19 protein-coding genes are annotated in these 19,988 nt (G+C 37.9%); 12 read left to right on the top strand and 7 right to left on the bottom strand.

Translation table 11 applies throughout. The annotated features are described in order from the left end of the window. The first annotated feature begins 89 nt into the window (after positions 1-89). The 7 genes from OOZ15_RS02505 to OOZ15_RS02535 all read left to right on the top strand — a co-directional run bounded on the left by OOZ15_RS02505 (position 90) and on the right by OOZ15_RS02535 (position 7,633). Positions 90-449: a DUF4260 domain-containing protein gene (locus tag OOZ15_RS02505; RefSeq protein WP_265954139.1), complete on the top strand. Its 360-nt coding sequence runs from the start codon at positions 90-92 to the stop codon at positions 447-449. Continuing rightward, positions 442-1,086, top strand: coding sequence for a DUF4230 domain-containing protein (locus OOZ15_RS02510; RefSeq protein ID WP_265954140.1), 645 nt, complete (start codon positions 442-444; stop codon positions 1,084-1,086). The genes OOZ15_RS02505 and OOZ15_RS02510 overlap by 8 nt, the downstream gene beginning before the upstream one ends. Next, positions 1,083-1,448, top strand: a complete 366-nt coding sequence (locus OOZ15_RS02515) for an MmcQ/YjbR family DNA-binding protein (RefSeq protein ID WP_265954141.1) — start codon at positions 1,083-1,085, stop codon at positions 1,446-1,448. Before OOZ15_RS02510 ends, OOZ15_RS02515 begins: the two co-directional genes overlap by 4 nt. Continuing rightward, on the top strand, positions 1,445-3,190 hold the full coding sequence (locus OOZ15_RS02520; RefSeq protein WP_265954142.1) for a DUF885 domain-containing protein: 1,746 nt from the start codon (positions 1,445-1,447) through the stop codon (positions 3,188-3,190). Before OOZ15_RS02515 ends, OOZ15_RS02520 begins: the two co-directional genes overlap by 4 nt. Before the next feature lie 238 nt (positions 3,191-3,428). Beyond that, entirely contained in the window at positions 3,429-4,679 is a 1,251-nt protein-coding gene (locus OOZ15_RS02525) for an NAD(P)/FAD-dependent oxidoreductase (RefSeq protein ID WP_265954534.1), read from the top strand. Between the two features lie 527 nt (positions 4,680-5,206). Then, a complete protein-coding gene (gene rpsU / locus OOZ15_RS02530; RefSeq protein WP_265954143.1) occupies positions 5,207-5,401 on the top strand; it encodes a 30S ribosomal protein S21 in 195 nt (64 codons plus the stop codon). A 459-nt stretch (positions 5,402-5,860) separates the two neighbouring features. Beyond that, on the top strand, positions 5,861-7,633 hold the full coding sequence (locus OOZ15_RS02535; protein ID WP_265954144.1) for a MutS-related protein: 1,773 nt from the start codon (positions 5,861-5,863) through the stop codon (positions 7,631-7,633). Positions 7,634-7,714: 81 nt separating this feature from the next. Here the strand turns inward: OOZ15_RS02535 and OOZ15_RS02540 are convergent, their stop codons facing one another. After that, the gene (locus OOZ15_RS02540) at positions 7,715-8,335 is read right to left on the bottom strand and encodes an NAD(P)H-dependent oxidoreductase (RefSeq protein WP_265954145.1); all 621 of its coding nucleotides are present in this window, start codon (positions 8,333-8,335) and stop codon (positions 7,715-7,717) included. An 80-nt stretch (positions 8,336-8,415) separates the two neighbouring features. Between OOZ15_RS02540 and OOZ15_RS02545 the strand changes: the two genes are divergently transcribed. Then, the gene (locus tag OOZ15_RS02545; RefSeq protein WP_265954146.1) at positions 8,416-9,306 is read left to right on the top strand and encodes a LysR family transcriptional regulator; all 891 of its coding nucleotides are present in this window, start codon (positions 8,416-8,418) and stop codon (positions 9,304-9,306) included. A gap of 77 nt (positions 9,307-9,383) precedes the next feature. On the opposite strand, the gene tyrS is transcribed toward OOZ15_RS02545, so the two are convergent. Next, the gene (tyrS, locus tag OOZ15_RS02550; RefSeq protein WP_265954147.1) at positions 9,384-10,697 is read right to left on the bottom strand and encodes a tyrosine--tRNA ligase; all 1,314 of its coding nucleotides are present in this window, start codon (positions 10,695-10,697) and stop codon (positions 9,384-9,386) included. A 117-nt stretch (positions 10,698-10,814) separates the two neighbouring features. On the opposite strand from tyrS, the gene OOZ15_RS02555 reads away from it, so the two are divergent. Next, positions 10,815-11,822, top strand: a complete 1,008-nt coding sequence (locus tag OOZ15_RS02555; protein ID WP_265954148.1) for an NAD-dependent epimerase/dehydratase family protein — start codon at positions 10,815-10,817, stop codon at positions 11,820-11,822. Here OOZ15_RS02555 and OOZ15_RS02560 read toward each other — a convergent pair. Genes OOZ15_RS02560 through OOZ15_RS02570 form a run of 3 tightly spaced genes read right to left on the bottom strand, consistent with a single transcriptional unit; the run spans position 11,809 to position 14,336 of the window. Further along, positions 11,809-12,273: a DUF4296 domain-containing protein gene (locus OOZ15_RS02560; protein WP_265954149.1), complete on the bottom strand. Its 465-nt coding sequence runs from the start codon at positions 12,271-12,273 to the stop codon at positions 11,809-11,811. The two genes, OOZ15_RS02555 and OOZ15_RS02560, sit on opposite strands and share 14 nt — an antisense overlap. Continuing rightward, positions 12,260-13,597, bottom strand: coding sequence for a dihydroorotase (locus OOZ15_RS02565; RefSeq protein ID WP_265954150.1), 1,338 nt, complete (start codon positions 13,595-13,597; stop codon positions 12,260-12,262). The genes OOZ15_RS02560 and OOZ15_RS02565 overlap by 14 nt, the downstream gene beginning before the upstream one ends. A gap of 1 nt (position 13,598) precedes the next feature. Next, positions 13,599-14,336, bottom strand: coding sequence for a polyprenol monophosphomannose synthase (locus tag OOZ15_RS02570; RefSeq protein ID WP_265954151.1), 738 nt, complete (start codon positions 14,334-14,336; stop codon positions 13,599-13,601). 133 nt (positions 14,337-14,469) lie between these two features. On the opposite strand from OOZ15_RS02570, the gene OOZ15_RS02575 reads away from it, so the two are divergent. From OOZ15_RS02575 to OOZ15_RS02585, 3 genes are read left to right on the top strand one after another with little or no spacing between them, the layout of a single operon-like run. Next, positions 14,470-16,146, top strand: coding sequence for an ArnT family glycosyltransferase (locus OOZ15_RS02575; RefSeq protein ID WP_265954152.1), 1,677 nt, complete (start codon positions 14,470-14,472; stop codon positions 16,144-16,146). Between the two features lie 2 nt (positions 16,147-16,148). Continuing rightward, positions 16,149-16,811 carry a DUF4271 domain-containing protein gene (locus OOZ15_RS02580; RefSeq protein WP_265954153.1) on the top strand — a complete coding sequence of 221 codons (663 nt, stop codon included), beginning with the start codon at positions 16,149-16,151 and terminating at the stop codon, positions 16,809-16,811. 9 nt (positions 16,812-16,820) lie between these two features. Continuing rightward, complete coding sequence (locus OOZ15_RS02585) at positions 16,821-17,567, top strand: uroporphyrinogen-III synthase (RefSeq protein WP_265954154.1); 747 nt, start codon at positions 16,821-16,823, stop codon at positions 17,565-17,567. Between the two features lie 259 nt (positions 17,568-17,826). Here OOZ15_RS02585 and pckA read toward each other — a convergent pair whose 3' ends face one another. Together pckA and OOZ15_RS02595 are read right to left on the bottom strand one after the other, a co-directional pair. Next, entirely contained in the window at positions 17,827-19,434 is a 1,608-nt protein-coding gene (gene pckA / locus OOZ15_RS02590; RefSeq protein WP_265954155.1) for a phosphoenolpyruvate carboxykinase (ATP), read from the bottom strand. A 124-nt stretch (positions 19,435-19,558) separates the two neighbouring features. Beyond that, on the bottom strand, positions 19,559-19,948 hold the full coding sequence (locus OOZ15_RS02595; RefSeq protein WP_265954156.1) for a DUF423 domain-containing protein: 390 nt from the start codon (positions 19,946-19,948) through the stop codon (positions 19,559-19,561). Positions 19,949-19,988: the final 40 nt, after the last annotated feature.

The following is a 19,988-nucleotide window of genomic DNA, read 5'->3' on the forward strand; positions in this document are numbered from 1 at the left end:
GGAGTTGTGGTGTGGGTGAGTTATAAGAGGTCTGAAGACGGAAGTCAAAAGCTTTGGAATTTGGTGCTTGGAATTTGAAATTTTAAGAAATGAAATACGTTTTAAAAATTGAAGAACTTTTAATGCTCGCATTAGCTGTTTTTATGTTCAGTAAGCTTTCGCTCAGTTGGTGGTGGTTCATCGGCTTGTTCCTTGCTCCGGATATTGGCATGTTGGGCTATATCTTCAACACAAAAATCGGAGCATTTACTTACAACCTTTTTCATCATAAAGGGATTGCGCTCCTTATTTACTTTATTGGTATTGGACTCGAAAATGAGTATCTTCAATTTACGGGAATCTTGCTTTTTGCCCATGCCTCGTTCGACAGGGTCCTGGGCTACGGACTTAAATACAGCGACAGTTTTTCAAACACACACATAGACAAAATAGGAAAAAACGATGAATGATCTTGTTCAAATTCTAATCGGATTACTACTGGGAGCCATGGGAATGTATTGGCTCTTCTCCTTTTTCAGAAAAAGGAAATCAACCGAAAGCACAGAAAAGCAATCGGTAATTCTTCTGGAAAAGATCAGGAATGTATATAAACTTATTACGGTGGAAGGCGAATTCGCCGAGATTTATCAATATGAAAATGTAAAGGAGCACTTCCTGAAGCTTATCAGCAGTAAAAAGAAAGCGCTACTGATCATCAACGCCAAGGTAAATATCGGTTTTGACCTTAAAAAAATTGAAATGCGTGCTGATTCCAATGCCAAAAAGGTTTTCCTTACCGCTTTTCCACAGCCTGAGGTGTTGAGTATCGAACCTGAGGTAAAATATTACGACATCAAAGAAGGCCTTTTCAATTGGTTTAAAACGGAAGACCTTTCGGCCATTAACAACGAAGCTAAAGAACATATCCTGAAAAAAATACCCGATAGCGGACTCTTGGAATCTGCTAAAAAAGAAGCTTTGGACGCTGTTCATATGATCGAAAACATGGTAGAGGCAATTGGCTGGAAACTCGATTACACAGCCTTGGAAATAAATCAAAAAAACGAAATAACATTTTCAATCGAAGAAACTGAAAAAGCAAAATGAATATAGAAGCATTGCGAACATATTGCATTTCTAAAAAGGCTGTTACTGAGGAATTTCCTTTTGGGCCACATACCCTGGTTTTTAAAGTAGCTGGAAAAATGTTCGCGCTCTGCGGACTCGACAAATGGGAAGCCGGAGAGAAAAGCATCAACCTAAAATGTGATCCCGATTGGGCGGTTGAACTCAGAGCAGAATTTCAATCCATCAAGCCCGGATATCATATGAACAAAAAACACTGGAATACCGTCTCGATAAACCCTTCGGAAATCTCTCCCGAATTTTTAAAAGAATTGATCGACCATTCTTATGAACTTGTTGTAAAAGGGCTTCCGAAGAGCAAACAAAATTCAATCTTATCATGAACAAAAATAACCTTCTCTCCTCATTCGTTTTTCCCCTCTATATAATCCTGTTCCTTTTTATATCGTGTTCAGAAAAAAACTTGTCATCTAGCCAATTGGAAGACGTGATTCAAACCGTTGAAGATTTTGAGCTTTATGATGGGGACAAGCATCCGTTAGGTAGATTTGAAAAGGAATTGTATAAAAAAGATGCTGATTTTGCTGAAGAGCAATTGAACAAATTAGACAAGATCGATCCTCTCAATTTATCTGAAACCGAAAAGATCTCTTTGGAACTTTTAAAATTCAAACTTCAAAACAGAATTGATGAATATACCTATGAAATGTATCTCAATCCGATTCAGGCCGATCAAGGCTTTCATCTTAATTTAAACTACAGGATAAAACCCTTTTTTGATCATGAAGATGCAAAAAAATACCTGAACATGTTAAATGACATTCCGCATTTTGTGTCTCAAAATTTAGTGCTTATCCGCGAAGGAATTGACAAAGGAATCTCACAACCAAAAATAATCTTTAACGGCTATGAATCCACTTACAACGACCATATTGTGGACGACCCAACAGAAAGTCATTTCTACTCCCCTTTAAAGAAACTCCCGGAATCACTGACGGAAACACAAAAAGATTCTATACTCAAAGCAGCCATAAAAGCAATAAAAGATAGTGTTGTACCGGCTTTTAAAAAGATTAAAACCTTTTTTGAGGAGGAATACATTCCCAATACCCGTGAGGCCATTGGCGTATCTGAAACACCCGGCGGAAGGGAATTTTACCAAAACAGGATCAATTTTTACACCACAACAAAAGATTATACTGCTGAAGACATTCATCAATTGGGCTTGAAAGAAGTGAAACGCATCAAAAGTCAGATGGAGACCATTATTGAAGAAATAGATTATGAAGGTAGTTTTGAAGATTTTTTGAAATTCCTGAGAACAGACAAACAGTTTTATGCCACCACAGGAGAAGAGTTGCTGAAAGAAGCCAGGAATATTGCCAAAAAGATAGACAACGAACTCCCAAAATATTTTATCACCCTGCCACGGAAACCTTATGGAGTGATTAAAGTTCCGGATGCTATCGCTCCCAAATATACCGCCGGAAGATATTCGGGAAGCCGAAACAGCAGACAAGCAGGGCATTATCTGGTGAATACCTATAAATTGGACAGTAGGCCTTTGTATGCCCTTCCGGCTTTAACCGCACATGAAGCGGTTCCGGGACATCATCTGCAAGGTTCTTTAAACAGCGAATTGGGAGACAGCATCCCAAAATTCCGGCAACAATTATACCTCTCTGCCTATGGTGAAGGATGGGGCTTATATTCAGAATTTCTCGCTGATGAAATGGGCATCTACACCACACCTTATGAAGAATTCGGGAAACTCACTTATGAGATGTGGCGTGCCTGCCGTTTAGTTGTTGATACCGGAATACATGCCAAGGGATGGACACGAAAACAAGCAGTCGATTTTATGAAGCAAAACACCGCATTGTCTGAACACGAGATCAATACCGAAACCGACCGATATATCGCATGGCCCGGACAAGCCATTTCTTATAAAATAGGAGAACTAAAAATCCGTGAGCTACGCAAAAAAGCAAAGGCAGCATTGGGAACCGAATTCGATATCCGGGAATTTCATGAGGTCATCTTGGGACAAGGTACTGTCACCTTGCCTATTTTGGAACGCAGGGTCAATCAGTATATCGAGAAAAAGGAGAATAGTTCGGAATAAAATATGGAAAAGAGGTTGTCTAAAAAGTCTGGAGTGAACTTAATTTGTCAGTCTGAGCCTGTCTGCCGACAGGCAGGCTTGTCGAAGACATGTTGGTTTTTATGGGATTATGCTTCGACAGCCCTTCGACAGGCTCAGGGTGACATTATACTCAGCATGACATCTGAATTTGTAGCTTTTTAGATAACCTCAGTATGGTCAAGGTAATTGGCTAAAACCAAGTGTTTAATTTAAATTTATTCGTGTGAAAGTTGTTATCATAGGAGGAGGCATTGCAGGGCTTTCATCAGCATATTTTTTACAGAAAGAAGGGCATCAGGTTACTGTTCTTGATAAATTTGATATCAAAGAAGGGGCTTCGTTTGTAAATGCGGGATTTATTACACCTAGTCATATTATTCCCTTGGCAGCACCCGGCATGATTGCCAAAGGAATCAAATGGATGTTCAATTCGTCCAGCCCTTTTTATATGAAACTCCGATGGGATGTTGATTTTTTTAAATGGGCCTGGAGTTTTTACAAATCATCCACCAAGGAAAAAGTAGCCAAAGCCATTCCGGTGATCAAAGACATCAATATTTTAAGTCGTGGGTTATATGAAGATCTTCTGGCATCAGGTGAACTTGGTTCCTTTCATTATGAACGCAAAGGATTACTCATGCTTCACAAAACCGACAAAGCCGGAGCCCACGAAATGGAAGTTGCCAAAAAAGCACAGTATGAAGGTTTAGAAGCAAGATATGTCGATCAAAACGAACTCAAAAAACTCGAGCCCAATGTCACTATCGACGCCAAAGGTGCCATTTATTATGAATGTGATGGCCACAGCACCCCGACCGAATTTATGCCTAAAATGGTTACCTATCTAAAAAGCCAAGGCGTTGTCATCAACACCGGGGAAGAAGTAGAAGATATCAAACTGAATCGTGGAAAAGTAAGCCAAATAAAAACCAATAAGGCTACATACACTCCCGATGAAGTGGTTATCGCCGCAGGTTCATGGAGCCAAAAAGTGGCAAAAAAAATAGGGATTAACTTGCCTGTACAAGCCGGAAAGGGATATCGCATCAATATTGAAAGGCCAACAGGGATTACACTTCCCGCTATCTTGATGGAAGCTAAGGCTGCCATGACCCCGATGAACGGATTCACCCGTTTTGCCGGAACTATGGAATTTTCGGGTATCAATACGATCATCCGTAAAGAAAGGGTTGAAGCCATAGCCCGGGCAGCCAAAGCCTATTATCCCGAAATAGAAATCACGGAAGAAGAAAAACAAAATGCCAAAAGTGGTTTACGTCCTGTTTCTCCGGACGGATTGCCCTATATCGGAAAATCAAAACACTGTAAAAATGTGACTTTTGCCACCGGACATGCCATGATGGGGTGGAGCCTCGGTCCCGCCACCGGAAAACTGGTTTCAGAAGTTATTGATGGTAAAAAGACCTCTATGGATATTAGTCCGTTTCATCCGGACAGGAAGTTTTGAGTCAACCCCTCAGAGCGTCAATTGTTTTGACGATGTGGCCTTTCATTTGGGTTTTGTGATAAAGTACTGCTGCATGACCACAATACAAGATGTCATTGTTTGCTTACAAAAAGTTCGTGCAGCTTGCAGGGAGGTATTATTCTTCTACAAAATGTTCCTGCAGCCTGCAGGAAGGCTTTGCAACCTTACAATGTGCCCACGCAAACTGCAGTAGGGGTTTTACACCAATAACGTCCTAAACGCTTTTGGAAAAAACCACTCAACCCCATATTTTATAAATACTTCCAGCATATCAAGATGGCATGGGTTTAATTTTTAGACCGCTGACATATGACTTCAAGACGTATGACGTACGATTTCTATTTATTATTATATCAACGTGTTAGATGTTGAAGATCATAAGTCTTAAGTCCTACGTCAAAAAAATATTTTGGACATTATTGGTTTTAAGCTGAAAATCCTTCCTCCATTATAGATTTCAAAGATTTTTATTATATTATGTACAAGTATAATTTTAAAATCAATATATGTTAAAAACGATAGTTAAAGAAGGAGAAAGTATTGAAAGAGCCCTTAAACGGTTCAAAAGAAAGTACAAAAAAACCAAAGTATTACAAGAACTTAGGGAAAGACAGCAATACACAAAACCTTCAGAAGAAAGACGCCAAACAAAACAAAAAGCAGCTTATAAAGAAAAATACCTAAGAAGTCTGGAAGAATAAATTATCTTGAGGGTAAGCCCTTTTCCGGGGATTAATATGTCACCCCTACGGGGTTTGCAATCTCACATCATAATGTTAGTCTATAAATATTTACAGGAACATACATTATAACTCTATCTTGAACTGAATTTCTCGATTTATACTATTTTACTTTTCAATCTTTTATATCAAGTATTGTAAAAAAATGTAAACCATTAAGGAGTTAAGGGAATTAAGATATTTCATTAAGCAACTTAATGGTTCTTTTCAATCTTTAGGTATTAAAAACCTAATATCCATCTGTTTATTTTGTTGAATCACTTATACGCATAGCAAAATTACCAGGTTCTTATTAAAAGTTCGGTTTTAAATCAACTAAACAGATAAATATATATAACTAAAAATCAATATTTGTCTTATTCGGGCTAAAGCGAATATCTAAGAATATTTCTTTAGTTTTACCGCTTCAAGAAAGCGTTAATGAAAAATCCGAAGACATATTATACTGGAAGGACGACTCTTTTCAGTCAAGAATTAAAAGCAGTCAAAAAACAACTCGGCATATTGAGTGTTTTTAGGCTGCTTGTTTTTTTATCTGTCTGCTTTGGCGTCTATTGGTTCTGGGGAAATGTAACCGTATTAGTTCCCTTAGTCATCATCGGAATTTCGCTATTTATTTATCTGATTTCAAAATATACTGATGTCAAATATAAAAAGAACAAAATCCTTCAACTCATTGACCTAAACCAAACAGAATTAAAAGTCCTAAAACGGGATTTTCATACGCTGGACGACGGAAAGGAATTTACAAACTACGCGCACGATTTCAGTCACGACATCGACCTCTTTGGCAAAGGCAGTTTTTTTCAATACTGTAACCGAACGGCCACGCAGGCCGGAAAAGAGCTTTTGGCCGGATTGCTTACTGAAAATACTACGGAAAACATCCCCGAAAAACAAAAAGCCGTCCAAGAACTCACCTCTTTAGCAGATTGGCGGCAGGATTTTAGTGCCACAGCTTCTTTGGTAAAAGTTGGAACATCAATCAGGGAAGTTTCCGCGTGGCTTTGGCATTACAAACCCTTTATTGGCAAAAAAATAAGCTGGTTGCCCTATGTTTTTTCAGCTTGTTCGATGCTGATTTTCACCGCTGTGCTGTTGGACCTGATTCCGAGTTCACTTGTTGTTTATTGGTTTTTTATCGGCTTGGGGATTAGCGGACGCTATGTAAAAAAAGTAAATGTTCTTGCCGAAAATACAAGCAAGGTTCAGGATACTTTTCAGCAATATTATCAACTCATCGAAAAGATTGAAAAAGCCGAATTTCAATCAGAATTGCTAAAAGAGAAACAAAAAACCATCCTCAGAAACGGATCGCCAACTTCCAAAATCCTCAAACGCTTTTCAAAGGCTCTCGATACTTTGGAGCAGCGCAACAATCTGCTGTTTTCAATTCCGGCAAATGCTTTTCTACTGATTGACATGATCAATGTTCGCCTTATTGAAAAATGGATCGAAATCCACCAAAATGAAGTAGAAAAATGGTTTGCCGTCATTGCTTTTTTTGACGCTTACAATTCGCTTGGGAATTTCGCTTTCAATCACCCTTCATATGCTTTTCCGGAGATCGAAAAATCCTCAACCGTTATCCAAGCAACACAATTGGGACATCCGCTTATCGATGAAGAAAAATTAATCCACAACGATTTTCATATCGAGAAAGAATCCTTTTATGTGATCACCGGAGCCAATATGGCGGGGAAAAGTACTTTTTTACGAACGGTTTCCCTCCATATTATGATGGCCAATTGCGGTTTGCCCGTTTGTGCTTCGGAAAGCAAATACACCCCCATAAAACTGATCACAAGCATGCGAACGGCTGATTCGCTCACCGATGATGCTTCCTATTTTTACGCGGAATTAAAACGTTTAAAACTGATCGTAGAAAAAATTAAAACCGACACCTATTTTGTGGTTTTGGACGAGATCCTCAAAGGAACCAACAGCAAAGACAAAGCCATTGGTTCGCGAAAATTCATCGAGAAACTCTCCGCTTCCAAATCCACCGGAATTATAGCCACCCACGACCTCAGCCTGTGTGAAGTCGCCAAAGAAAACGATAAGGTTGAAAATTATTTCTTTGAAGCCTTTATCAACGGAAAAGAGCTCTCCTTCGACTACAAATTCAAAGAAGGAGTTTGCCAAAACATGAATGCTTCTTTTCTATTGAAAAATATGGGGATTGTGGAATAGAAAAGTGGCTGTAAACTATAAAACTGTCGTTATATTGCCCCGACGCATCGGGGGTCGATGTATTATTATGCCTAGGCGGCATTAATTTGGGTACCATCTATCAACTAACTTTTTAATTTTCAATTTTGCATTGTCTAATATTAAATGTAATTGGTCTCTATTTTGATCAACACCAAAAGCTGAAATTTGTTCTGAAGCTATTCCCATAAAATCATAATTTTGTTTTATAGTTGATGAGGCATATTCATTAATACCGCCTGAGTTATTATAATCAAAACCACTGACTATAATTGATAAAGCTTTTTTATCATTACAAAGACCACTAAAACCAGTTTCCGGGTTAAATGAAAATGTTTTATCACTAACAACAACAGCATCTACCCAAGCCTTAACCGTTGCCGGCATTGTAAAATTATAAATCGGAAAAGCCAAAACAATATTATCGGTTTCAAGAACATCTTCAATAAGTTGATGATGATTAGATAGAATCAATTGCTCTGTTTTTGAAAAATCCCTTTTCCCCATATTCCATTCCATTATTAAATTTAAATTTTGAGATAATAATAAATCAGGTGGGGTTTCTACCAAATCCAGATGTTTAATTTCCGTTTTTCCCTTTGCTAATTCTACAAATTCATCAAATAAGACTTTTGTATAAGAGCCATTTCGAGGCGTATAGTTTATTACTAATGTTTTTGTCATAATTTATATTTTTCAACAAATATAAGTCCGACCTATTAATAATTTTAATTATTTTTGTTTGTAAATTAATAACATATGTTATGATTAATTTGGAATGGTTGAGAACTTTTAGCGCTATTTATGAATGCAACAACATCACAGAAGCATCAAAAAAACTAAATATGACTCAACCGGGAGTTAGCAAACATTTATCTGCCCTCGAGAGTCACATTGGCAAAAAACTATTTGAAAGGACTACTCGAAAATTAACACCTACTGAATACGGGAAATTTTTATACACACAAATTAACAACCCATTACAAGAATTAAAAAAGGTAGAGTACTATTCAAGTCAAAGGACCAAAAAAAAGCGTTCTGCAATTACAATTGGCTGTACTTCGGATTTTTTCAAGGCCGAATTAATACATAAAATTTATTCTTTTGACATGTATATCGTAACGCATTTTGGAAATGAAAAAGATTTAATTGAGGCTCTTGAAATGGATAAAATTCAATTATCAGTCGGAATAAAAAAACACTCCACTTACGATCATCAATTTCAATATATAAAGGATGAAGAATTGGTATTGATTAGTTCCAATAATATTGATATCCCTAAAAACATAAAACAAAATGAGGATCAGCTTAAAAAATGGTTGCAAAGGCAAACTTGGTTTGCTTACAACAACGACCAAGGGGATATAAAAAAGTTTTGGGAAACAAATTTCAACACAAATTTCAAAATAATCCCAAGATATATTTTACCATCATATATAGATACAATAGAAGCTTTAAAAAACAATTGTGGGTTCAGTATAGTTCCTAAACATTTGTGTGAAAAAGAATTAAAAAATAATTCGATTAAGGCACCAATTAAATTTTCTAAAAAAGTAGAGCAAAAATTATTTTATTCCTATAAGCTTAAGAATAGCAACTTGAAAGAAATAAATCTATTTATGGAAGAAATGAAAAAATCAATGCTAACACCGTAAAAAAAATCAACTGCCTCAGGACATCTCTGTAGTTATCGGGACTGAGTGTTCAAACGAATAAAAATCTCCTAGCAGGATTAAACCACTCTAATCACAAAATATTTTTTCTTTCCGCGTTGTAACAACACAAACTTATCATTGATCAAATCTGAAGTACTGATCTTATAATCTTCTTTTATCTTTTCCTTGTTCACCGAAATGGAATTCTCTTTCAGTGCCCTTCGGGCTTCTCCGTTTGATTTCAGGAAATTGGTCTTGGCAGCCAAAGCAGCGATGGCATCCATTCCGTTTTCGATCTCGCTTCGCTCTACCTCAGCTTGCGGAACGCCTTCAAAAACTTCCAAAAAGGTTTTTTCATTGAGTTGTTTTAGATCATCTGCAGATCCGCCAAACAGAATATTAGATGCTTTTACGGCATTTTCATAGTCTTCCCGTGAATGTACAAAAACTGTTACTTCTTCGGCCAAACGCTTTTGCAACAAACGCATATGTGGTGCTTCTTTGTGCTCTTCAATCAATTTCTCCACGGTGGCTTTGTCTAAAAACGTAAAGATCTTAATATATTTTTCAGCGTCCTCATCCGAGGTGTTCAACCAAAACTGGTAAAATCTATAGGGCGAGGTTTTCTCAGCATCCAGCCAAATATTTCCACCTTCAGACTTTCCGAATTTAGAACCATCTGCTTTGGTGATCAACGGACACGTAAGTGCGTAAGCCTTTGCGGGTTCTTCACCGTCTCTTCCGGTGTTCATCCGTCTCACCAATTCTGTTCCCGTTGTGATATTCCCCCATTGATCACTTCCGCCCATTTGCAACATACAACCGTATTCTTTGTGCAAATGATAAAAATCGTAGCCCTGGATCAATTGGTAGGTGAATTCCGTAAAAGACATTCCCACACCAGAATCGGCACTGAAACGTTTCTTTACAGAATCCTTCGCCATCATATAGTTGACCGTGATACGTTTTCCTACGTCCCTGGCAAATTCGATAAACGTAAAGTCCTTCATCCAGTCATAATTATTGACCAGCATAGGAGCATTTTCAGCATCAGAATCAAAATCGAGATATCTGGAAAGCACACCTTTGATCCCTGCCACATTTTTTGCCAATGCTGCTTCATCCAACAGATTGCGCTCATCTGATTTTCCTGAAGGATCCCCGATCATTCCCGTAGCACCGCCCACAAGGGCAATAGGTCTGTGACCGGCTTTATAGAGATGAACCAATAAAATGATAGGCACCAAACTACCGATATGCAACGAATCCGACGTAGGATCAAAACCGATATAGGCCGTTGTCATTTCCTTGTTAAGCTGTTCTTCTGTACCGGGCATCATGTCGTGTACCATGCCTCTCCAACGTAATTCTTCTACCAAATTTACGGTCATTCTTTTCGCTTTTTTTGATCGCCGCAAAGATAGAATAATTGATTTAGAACTCATATAAACTTTTTTGATTGAAATGAAAACCATTAGATTTCCACGGAAGAGTTGTATTTTAGTTCCATGATTTTAGTTACCGGCGGAACAGGACTTATCGGGGCGCATTTACTTTTACAACTTTCCCAGAAAGAAAAAACCATTCGGGCGATCTATCGCAATGCGAATAAAATAGCTGACGTAAAGCGTTTTTTTTCTGCTGAAGAAAATGGCGATACGCTTTTTAATCAAATTGAATGGATGGAAGCTGATATCACCAATGTCACTTCACTGGAAAAAGCTTTTGAAGATATTTCCAAAGTATTTCATTGTGCCGGATTTATCTCTTTTGACCCCTTTGATTACAAATCGCTTCGCAATATCAACATCGAAGGAACTGCTAACATTGTCAACCTCTGTATTGCCCACAAGATCGAAAAACTCTGCTACCTGAGTTCCATTGCCACTTTGGGCGACAAAACCGGTGAAAAAACTGTTGACGAAGAAACACATTGGGATCCCGAAACAGATAACAGCATTTATGCCATCACAAAATACGGTGCGGAGATGGAAGTATGGCGAGGCACACAAGAGGGTGTTCCGGCCATTATCCTAAATCCCGGGGTAGTTTTGGGAGAAGGCTTTTGGGACAGTCCGAGTAGCCAAATTTTCAAAAAAGTAAATGAGGGGTTGTCTTATTACACCTCCGGATCAAGTGGTTTTGTCGATGTTAAAGATGTAGTACAAGCCTTGGTAAAAAGCATGGATTCAGAAATCAAAAACAAAAGGTTTGTCACTGTAGGAAGCAACATCAGTTATAAAACCATTGTAGAGCACATTGCTAAAGCACTTCAGAAAACACCACCAAAAAAGGAACTAAAACCTTGGCAAATCAACTTGTTGTGGCGTATCGATTGGTTTTTATCCCTCTTTCCGGTTCCGGGAAGAAAAAGAAAGCTTACCCGAAAAACTGCAAAATCGCTATCTTCAAAAACCGTTTATAAAAACGAAAAGATTAAAAAAGCATTAGCGATTGATTTTACTCCCATCGAACAAACCATTGGGAGAATCTCAAAGCGGTTTATTGCTTCTTAGGAGGTTGTTTTGAAGGAACAGTGTCTTTTTTAGTGGGCGTTTTTTTCTTTGTTTTGGCATTATTTTCCCGATTCGATTCCGATTCTAATTTTGCGTCCAAAGTATCCTTCAATGCATTGAGGCGTTCTTCAACTTCAGTAAAAATTTCGAGTTGTACTGTTGGTTTTGAAGTGTAATAAATACTGTTTTTTGACAATTGTACACTGTCTATATTGTATTTTTCGTAGATATATTCATCCGGATTGATATTCTTTTCCTCCAACTTATTGCGTCCCGTTGATTTTGCTGCATTCAGAATAGCGATATCATAATAAATGTCTTTCATCACTTCTTTGGAGATTAAATTATCCGGTTTTTCCACCATATCTTCTCCGCATGCTACCAGCAACACAAACACCCATAAAACTAAAATCGCCTTTTTCATCTCCACTAATTTTTTAATCTCTCTCAAAAGTAAGCCTTTTTACATTTCTTTCTTCAGAAAAGCCTCCGTTGTTATAAGCCAGATTTCCGTTCACAAAGGTATGTGTTACTTTGGTTGAAAAAGAAGTACCTTCAAACGGGGACCAACCACATTTATACAAAATGTTCTCTTTTTTAACGGTCCAATCATGGTCGGTATCCACCAAAACCAAATCGGCATAATAACCTTCCCTTGCAAAACCTCTTTTTTCAATATTAAAAAGCTTCGCCGGATTATGACACATTTTTTCAATCAATTTTTCCAGCGATATCTTTCCAGCTTTCTGTTTTTCCATCAAAGCAGCCAGGGTATGTTGTGCCAAAGGTCCGCCTGATGGTGCTTTGGTATAAACGTTTTGTTTTTCGGCTAAAGTATGTGGCGCATGGTCTGTTGCCAACACATCTATTCTATCGTCGAGTAATGCCTCCCACAGTGCGTCCCTATCTGTAGCTGTTTTTACAGCCGGATTCCATTTAATCAGAGTCTGTTTTTCATCATAATCAGCATCACTGAACCACAAATGATGTGTACATACCTCGGCAGTAATTCTTTTTTGTTCTATTGGAATATCATTTCTGAAAAGCTCGGTTTCCTTGGCGGTTGACACATGAAAAACATGCAGGCGTGCGTTTGTTTTTTTAGCCAAAGCAATGGCTCTTGAAGATGAAATATAACAAGCCTCGGCGCTTCGAATTTCTGGATGGAATTTAATCGGAATGTTATCCCCATAAGTGGCTTTGTATTTCTCCAGATTGTTTTTGATGGTCGTTTCGTCTTCACAATGTGCAGAAATCACCATATCTGTACTCGAAAAGATCTTTTCGATAACTTCCTCATCATCTACCAACATATTTCCGGTGGAAGATCCCAAAAATAACTTCACCCCAGCACATGCATTTTTATCCAGCCGTTTTACAGTCTCCAGATTATCATTGGTGCCCCCAAACATAAAAGAGTAGTTTGCAAAAGATGTTTGCCTCCCGATCTCCATTTTCTCTTCCAATTTTTCAATCGTCACCGTCTGCGGATTGGTATTGGGTTGCTCGATAAAAGTAGTCACCCCTCCGGCAATGGCCGCCCGGCTTTCCGAAGCAATATTTCCCTTGTGTGTGAGTCCGGGTTCCCTAAAATGCACTTGATCGTCAATGATTCCCGGCATCAATAATTTGCCTTGGGCATCAATCAATTCGGCATTGGCATCACTAAGATCCTTTCCGATCTTTTCTATCAATTCGCCCGCGATCAACACATCCCCTTCAAAAATTTGAGATTCGTTGACGATGGTAGCATTTTTTATAAGGGTTTTTTTCATTTTATAACAGTTCAGCTTTGTTAAACAAACTCTTCCACTTTAGCGACAGTACCCCAAAGACAGCCTCGTTAATGATCTTTCCGTTCATTTTAGACTTTCCCTTGGTTCGATCTTGAAAAATAATAGGGACTTCCAGTATTTTGAATTTTCTCAGATGTGCTTTAAACTTCATTTCGATCTGGAAAGCATAACCCACAAACTTGATATTATCGAGATTAATGCTTTCTAACACCTTTCTTCGGTAACACACAAAACCGGCTGTAGGATCGTCTATTTTCATTCCGGTGATCAATTTTACATAGATCGAAGCCCCGTATGACAACAACACCCTTTGTAAAGGCCAATTGACCACATTTACCCCTTTTACATAACGGGAGCCTATGGTTACATCTGCCTGCTGATTGACACAAACATTATACAAACGTACCAGATCCCGAGGGTTGTGGGAGAAGTCGGCATCCATCTCAAAAATGTATTCGTAGTCGTGTTTTATAGCCCACTTAAACCCGTGAATATAAGCTGTCCCCAAGCCCGATTTTTCTTTTCGCACCTCCAGGTGCAACTGTTCCGGATGCTCCTTTTGCAGCTCCCTTACTTTTTGAGCTGTTCCATCCGGCGAATTATCATCTACGATAAGTACATGAAAAGGCTTTTTAAGTTGAAATACAGCTATGATTATATCTTCCACATTTTCTATCTCGTTGTATGTGGGTATAATAACTAAACTATCTGAATGCATTCTGTCTCACTTGATGCCACAAAAATAGCATTTAATAAAAAGTATTACGATATCTTTTGGTTTTTTAAGCTGATTTTAAGGAATTTTGCATGGTAATATTTATGTATTTTTACCAAATATTCAGTAATTAACTATGATCGACAAAGCACTTTCAAACAAAATTATATTCGGCTTTTTAATTGTCATTACCATTATCAATCTTATTCAAAGTGCTTTCACAGAACTCATTTTTGATGAATCTTATTACTGGTATTTTTCCCAGAACCTAAGTTGGGGATATTTTGACCACCCCCCAATGGTGGCCCTTATGGTAAAAATAGGAAGCTTTTTTTCCAATGGGGAACTCGGTGTTCGACTGGCAGCTCCTTTTCTTTATGCCGGTAATGTTTTACTGCTCTGGCTATTGATCGACGATGAAAAAAAACACAAATACACTTGGTTGTTTGTGGTTTTTACGAGCAGTATCGGACTCTTTGTGGCTTACGGATTTATGATCCTGCCCGATACACCACTTTTATTTTTCAGTTTAATGTTCTTGTGGGCATACAAGCGTTTTTTAACCAAAAACGATCTTATTTCCACTCTCGTTTTAGGTTTTAGCATGGCCGCTGTGATGTATTGTAAATATCACGGTATCTTGCTCATCGGGTTTGTATTGCTTTCCAATTTATCCCTTCTGAAGAGTTCTAAATTTTGGTTGGCTACAATTATCTCGCTGATTTTATATGTGCCACATTTATATTGGCTCTACGAAGTAGATTTTGCTCCGATTCAATATCATTTGGTAGAACGTGCCAACAGCGCATACAAAATTGATTTTACAACACATTATTTGCTCAACTGTATTGCCGTTGCCGGAATTGCATTCCCATTGATGTATTGGGCTTTTTACAAAACAAAATCTAAAGATAAATTTGATAGGGCACTAAAATTTTTAGGATACGGCGTTTTTATATTTTTCCTATTCTCCAGCTTTTCGAGAAGAACACAAGCCCAATGGGTAATATTGATCGTCATTCCGCTTATCCTTTTCTCCTTGCGCTATGCATTCAATCACACTAAGTACAGAAAATGGCTGTTCGGATTAAGTGCCTTTGCTGTGGTTTTGATCCTTTATTTAAGGATTGCTCTCATATATCAACCTATTTCACCCATCAATTATGAAGCCTACGGAAACAAAGAATGGACCGCCAATTTAAAAAATCAGATAGGGGATATCCCCGCTGTTTTTCACAATTCATACCGAGATGCTTCCATGTATGCTTTTTATACGGGGGCTACCGTTTTTTCTTCTGCTGATGTTAATGCCAGGCAGAGTCAATACGACTTCGACAGTTCTGAGTATAAAGTGAGGCATCAAAAAGTAGCTTTTTTAACAGGAACTAAAAGAGTCGAATTTGATTCGGTTATAAAATATACGAGGGAATTCAGGCATCATACCATAAAAGGTAAATTCATCGATGATTATGTAAGCTATCGAAAAATGAAATGTTTTATCGATTCCGAAGAATTTAAAGGAGCAATTCCACAATCATTTCAAATTGCCGTGTACAATCCTTACAATGAAAATATTGCTGTAAAAGACTTGCCTTTTGAGGGAGTTTCATACAACTTCCACAACAGGATCGAAAAAAGTTTTCCGTTGATCATCAACACTGATGAAACTCAAATTCGCTCTAAAGACACTTTGATCGTCAACGCCAAAATACCGGATACGGTGGCCATGCCTGAAACGGTATTTTTCCGGGTAGGAATTACCGAACAAGGCCTGGGTGCCGGTTTTCAGGGAGAAAAGATTAATATCGAATAATTTTGAACGAGGTTTTAAGACATATCGACAGCCACACTACGGAAACCATATTGCTTTTTGCAGCTTTGCTGAGTCTGACCGTTGCAAAACTGATCGACGAGCATAAGTTTCAATCGTTTACCATGTTGTTTGTTAACCACAACTACTTCAACATATTCAACAGGGAAAACAAACTGACAACAAGTAATTTTAATATCTTTTTGTTTATCCCTCAACTGATTACTTTTTCGTTGGTGGTATGGATCACTATCGAATTTTTTGACCTTTCATCAAAAATACCTGTCTATATCATCCTTCCATTTTTACTGCTGTTTATTCTGTTTAAATTTTATTTGGAAAAGATGATTGCTACTATTTTTGACATCAATACCTTTGCAGAAAGTTTTCATTTTCACAAGGTAACTTACAGAAATTTTTCTTCGTTGATACTTTTACCGCTTATTACTTTATTCATTTACAGCGATTTAGCTCCTAAAATTGTATTATATGTAATATTATTTGTCTTTCTCTCCATTAATATCATAACTATTATCCTAACATTAAGAAATCATCAAAAAGAAATAGGAAAATATTTATTTTATTTTATTTTGTATCTTTGCGCGCTAGAAATAGCCCCTTATTTGATACTAATAAAATTTTATTTTATTGATAAGGCTTCAAACTAACGGATATTTATGAAAGTCAAGACAATTCTGGTTTCACAGCCTGAACCCAAAGTGGAAAATTCTCCATATTTGAGGTTGGTGGAAAAGCAAAAGATTAAAGTGGATTTTAGGCCATTTATTCATGTCGAAGGAGTTAATGCAAGAGATGTAAGACAGCAAAAGATTGACTTAACGCAGTTTACTGCAATCATTCTCACCAGTAGGAACTCTGTTGATCACTTTTTTAGGATCGCTGAAGAAATGCGTTTCAAAGTTCCTGATTCTATGAAATATTTTTGCCAATCTGAGGCTGTAGCTTATTATTTGCAGAAATATGTAGTGTATAGAAAACGTAAAATTTACGTAGGGAAACGAACCTTCCACGAATTAGCACCTATCATTAAGAAGTACAAAGATGAAAAATTTCTATTACCATCTTCTAATGTGTTAAAACCTTTGGTTCCTGAAATTTTAAACGAATTGAAGATCGACTGGAAAAGGGCTATTCTGTATAAAACTGTTATCAGTGACCTCTCTGATTTAAGAGATGTCTACTATGATATTTTAGTGTTTTTCAGTCCATCAGGAATCGAGTCTTTGATGAAGAACTTCCCTGATTTTGAGCAAAACAACACGCGAATTGCCGTATTTGGGAACACCACGGTAAAAGCTGCTACAGAAGCCGGGTTACGAATCGATATCGAAGCTCCGACACCGGAAACGCCTTCCATGACCATGGCGCTGGAAAAATATATCGCCCAGGTCAACAAGAAATAAACCCACTAAGTGGGTGGTCTTATTCCTAAGACAACTGATTTTCTCAAAAATATTATAACTCCTGTCTTTTTTAGGGTGTAGAAAAAATGAAAAGCCTCTTTCTCAAGAGGCTTTTCTACTAACTATTTGGCAAGCTCGGGAGAATTTCACTCCCTGAAAATTAATCCCACTAAGTGGGTTTTATTTCTCATGCTCAGATATCGAAATGAGCTATGTTTTTCTCATTTGACTACCTCATGGCTTACCCCGAAGCAGTTGATTATACCAAAGGACCTCCGTCCTTCGTTTCTTTATTGGCGTTGGCTTCAAACTTTTTAAAGTTTTCTTTAAATGCGTTAGCCAATTGATGTGCTTTTTTATAATACGCTTTATCATCATTCCAAGTTAATCTCGGATACAACACTTCATCCGGTACATTGGGACAAGTTCGGGGTTGTGCCACCCCAAACACGGAATGAACATGATACGTCTTATGATTCACGTCTTCTAAGTCACCGTTCATAGCAGCTTTAATTATAGCCCGGGTATATTTCAACTCCATTCGTTTCCCTATTCCGTAGGGGCCACCTGTCCAACCAGTATTTACCAGCCAAACATTAACATTGGCTTCTTTCATTTTTTTACTAAGCATTTCTGCATAGGACGTTGGATGTAAGGGCATAAAAGGCGCTCCAAAACAAGCTGAAAATGAAGGCACCGGTTCGTCTACACCTTCCTCGGTCCCTGCGACTTTGGCCGTATAGCCTGAAATAAAATGATAGGCGGCCTGTCCGGGAGTCAATTTGGCGATAGGAGGTAACACCCCAAATGCATCAGCGGTGAGGAAAAATATGTTTTTAGGCATATATCCTATCGAAGGTTGCTGAATGTGCTTTATATGATAAATCGGGTAACTTACCCGCGTATTTTGCGTAATAGAAGTATCGGAGAAATCGACCACACCCTTTTTGTCCATCACTACATTTTCCAACAAGGCTCCTTTTTTTATTGCCCCGTAAATCTCCGGTTCTTTTTCGGCCGATAAGTCAATCACCTTGGCATAACACCCGCCTTCAAAATTGAAAACCGTGTTTTCAGCCGTCCATCCGTGTTCGTCATCACCGATCAGTTTTCGATCGGGATCGGCAGAAAGTGTTGTTTTTCCGGTACCCGACAAACCGAAGAATATCGATGTGTCTCCTTTCTTCCCAACATTGGCACTACAGTGCATCGGCAATGTGTCACCATAAACGGGGAGTAAGAAATTTAATGCCGAGAAAATTCCTTTTTTGATCTCCCCGGTATAACCGGTTCCACCAATGAGGACAATCTTTCTTTTAAAATTCAGAATGGCAAAATTATGTTGCCTTGTTCCGTCTTCTTTCGGATTCGCTTTAAATCCGGGAGCATTAATGATCGTCCAGTCCTCCTTAAAATCTTCCAGAGCATCCTCTCCGGGGCGCAAAAACATATTGTAAACAAACAAATTACTCCACGCGTACTCATTAATTGCACGAATGTTTAATTGATATTGTTTATCTGCACACGCATAACAATCGCGTACATACAGTTCTTTTCCTGAAAGATAATCTGTTACCTTTTTATACAAAGTGTCAAACTTATCGGCATCAAAAGGAATATTGATGTCTCCCCACCAAACTTTGTCTTTGGTGATTTCATCTTTTACGATAAATCTATCTTTGGGAGATCGCCCGGTAAATTCACCTGTATTGACGGCCAAAGTTCCTGATGAAGCTTCCGCCCCCGTCTCATTTTTTAATGTAATTTCATGTAAATCTTCCGGACTTAATTGATAATTAACCTTCGCATTAGTGATTCCATATTTTTTTAACGAAATCGTTTTCGTAGCAAATGCTTTGCTTATCATTATTTTATAAGTTATTGATGTTAGCAGCTAGTGCAAATGTATAAAAAATATATAACTACAACGTTTGAGTTGACATTTTTTACGATTTATGACTCAATCCTTAGACAAACTACTGATTATCAATTTATGATTGTTTCATTGTGATGAATTGGAAAATCAGTATTCCCCAGGAAATGATAAGCAATGTCCCGCCAATAGGAGTTACAAATCCAATCTTTTTAAAATCGAACGAACTCAAGGAATTGGTCGCCAATCCGTAGATCGATCCGGAAAAAAGAATGACCCCGATGACGATTAAATAAAGCAAGGTAGTTTTGGTGGTGTTGTTCAATAAAGAAGTGCTTCCGACAAACAAGAGCAACAAAGCGTGATACATTTGATACTTCACTCCCGTTTCAAAAGTCTTTATCGCTTCGGCATCTATGGAATTTTTTAGTGCGTGTGCCCCAAAGGCTCCTAACACCACAGCCAAAAATCCTAAAATTGCTCCAGCTGTCAATACTATTTTGTTCATAATAAATTTGATTTAAAATTGTTGGTTTTATAACATTTTA

Source organism: Galbibacter kalidii (assembly GCF_026241135.1).
Lineage (GTDB): Bacteria > Bacteroidota > Bacteroidia > Flavobacteriales > Flavobacteriaceae > Galbibacter.

Bases quoted from the DNA above. Each gene is read 5' to 3' on its own strand.
- OOZ15_RS02505 (WP_265954139.1), top strand. From the start codon at position 90: ATGAAATACGTTTTAAAAATTGAAGAACTTTTAATGCTCGCATTAGCT.
- OOZ15_RS02510 (WP_265954140.1), top strand. From the start codon at position 442: ATGAATGATCTTGTTCAAATTCTAATCGGATTACTACTGGGAGCCATG.
- OOZ15_RS02515 (WP_265954141.1), top strand. From the start codon at position 1,083: ATGAATATAGAAGCATTGCGAACATATTGCATTTCTAAAAAGGCTGTT.
- OOZ15_RS02520 (WP_265954142.1), top strand. From the start codon at position 1,445: ATGAACAAAAATAACCTTCTCTCCTCATTCGTTTTTCCCCTCTATATA.
- rpsU (WP_265954143.1), top strand. From the start codon at position 5,207: ATGTTAAAAACGATAGTTAAAGAAGGAGAAAGTATTGAAAGAGCCCTT.
- OOZ15_RS02535 (WP_265954144.1), top strand. From the start codon at position 5,861: ATGAAAAATCCGAAGACATATTATACTGGAAGGACGACTCTTTTCAGT.
- OOZ15_RS02540 (WP_265954145.1), bottom strand. From the start codon at position 8,335: ATGACAAAAACATTAGTAATAAACTATACGCCTCGAAATGGCTCTTAT.
- OOZ15_RS02545 (WP_265954146.1), top strand. From the start codon at position 8,416: ATGATTAATTTGGAATGGTTGAGAACTTTTAGCGCTATTTATGAATGC.
- tyrS (WP_265954147.1), bottom strand. From the start codon at position 10,697: ATGACCGTAAATTTGGTAGAAGAATTACGTTGGAGAGGCATGGTACAC.
- OOZ15_RS02555 (WP_265954148.1), top strand. From the start codon at position 10,815: ATGATTTTAGTTACCGGCGGAACAGGACTTATCGGGGCGCATTTACTT.
- OOZ15_RS02565 (WP_265954150.1), bottom strand. From the start codon at position 13,597: ATGAAAAAAACCCTTATAAAAAATGCTACCATCGTCAACGAATCTCAA.
- OOZ15_RS02570 (WP_265954151.1), bottom strand. From the start codon at position 14,336: ATGCATTCAGATAGTTTAGTTATTATACCCACATACAACGAGATAGAA.
- OOZ15_RS02575 (WP_265954152.1), top strand. From the start codon at position 14,470: ATGATCGACAAAGCACTTTCAAACAAAATTATATTCGGCTTTTTAATT.
- OOZ15_RS02585 (WP_265954154.1), top strand. From the start codon at position 16,821: ATGAAAGTCAAGACAATTCTGGTTTCACAGCCTGAACCCAAAGTGGAA.
- pckA (WP_265954155.1), bottom strand. From the start codon at position 19,434: ATGATAAGCAAAGCATTTGCTACGAAAACGATTTCGTTAAAAAAATAT.
- OOZ15_RS02595 (WP_265954156.1), bottom strand. From the start codon at position 19,948: ATGAACAAAATAGTATTGACAGCTGGAGCAATTTTAGGATTTTTGGCT.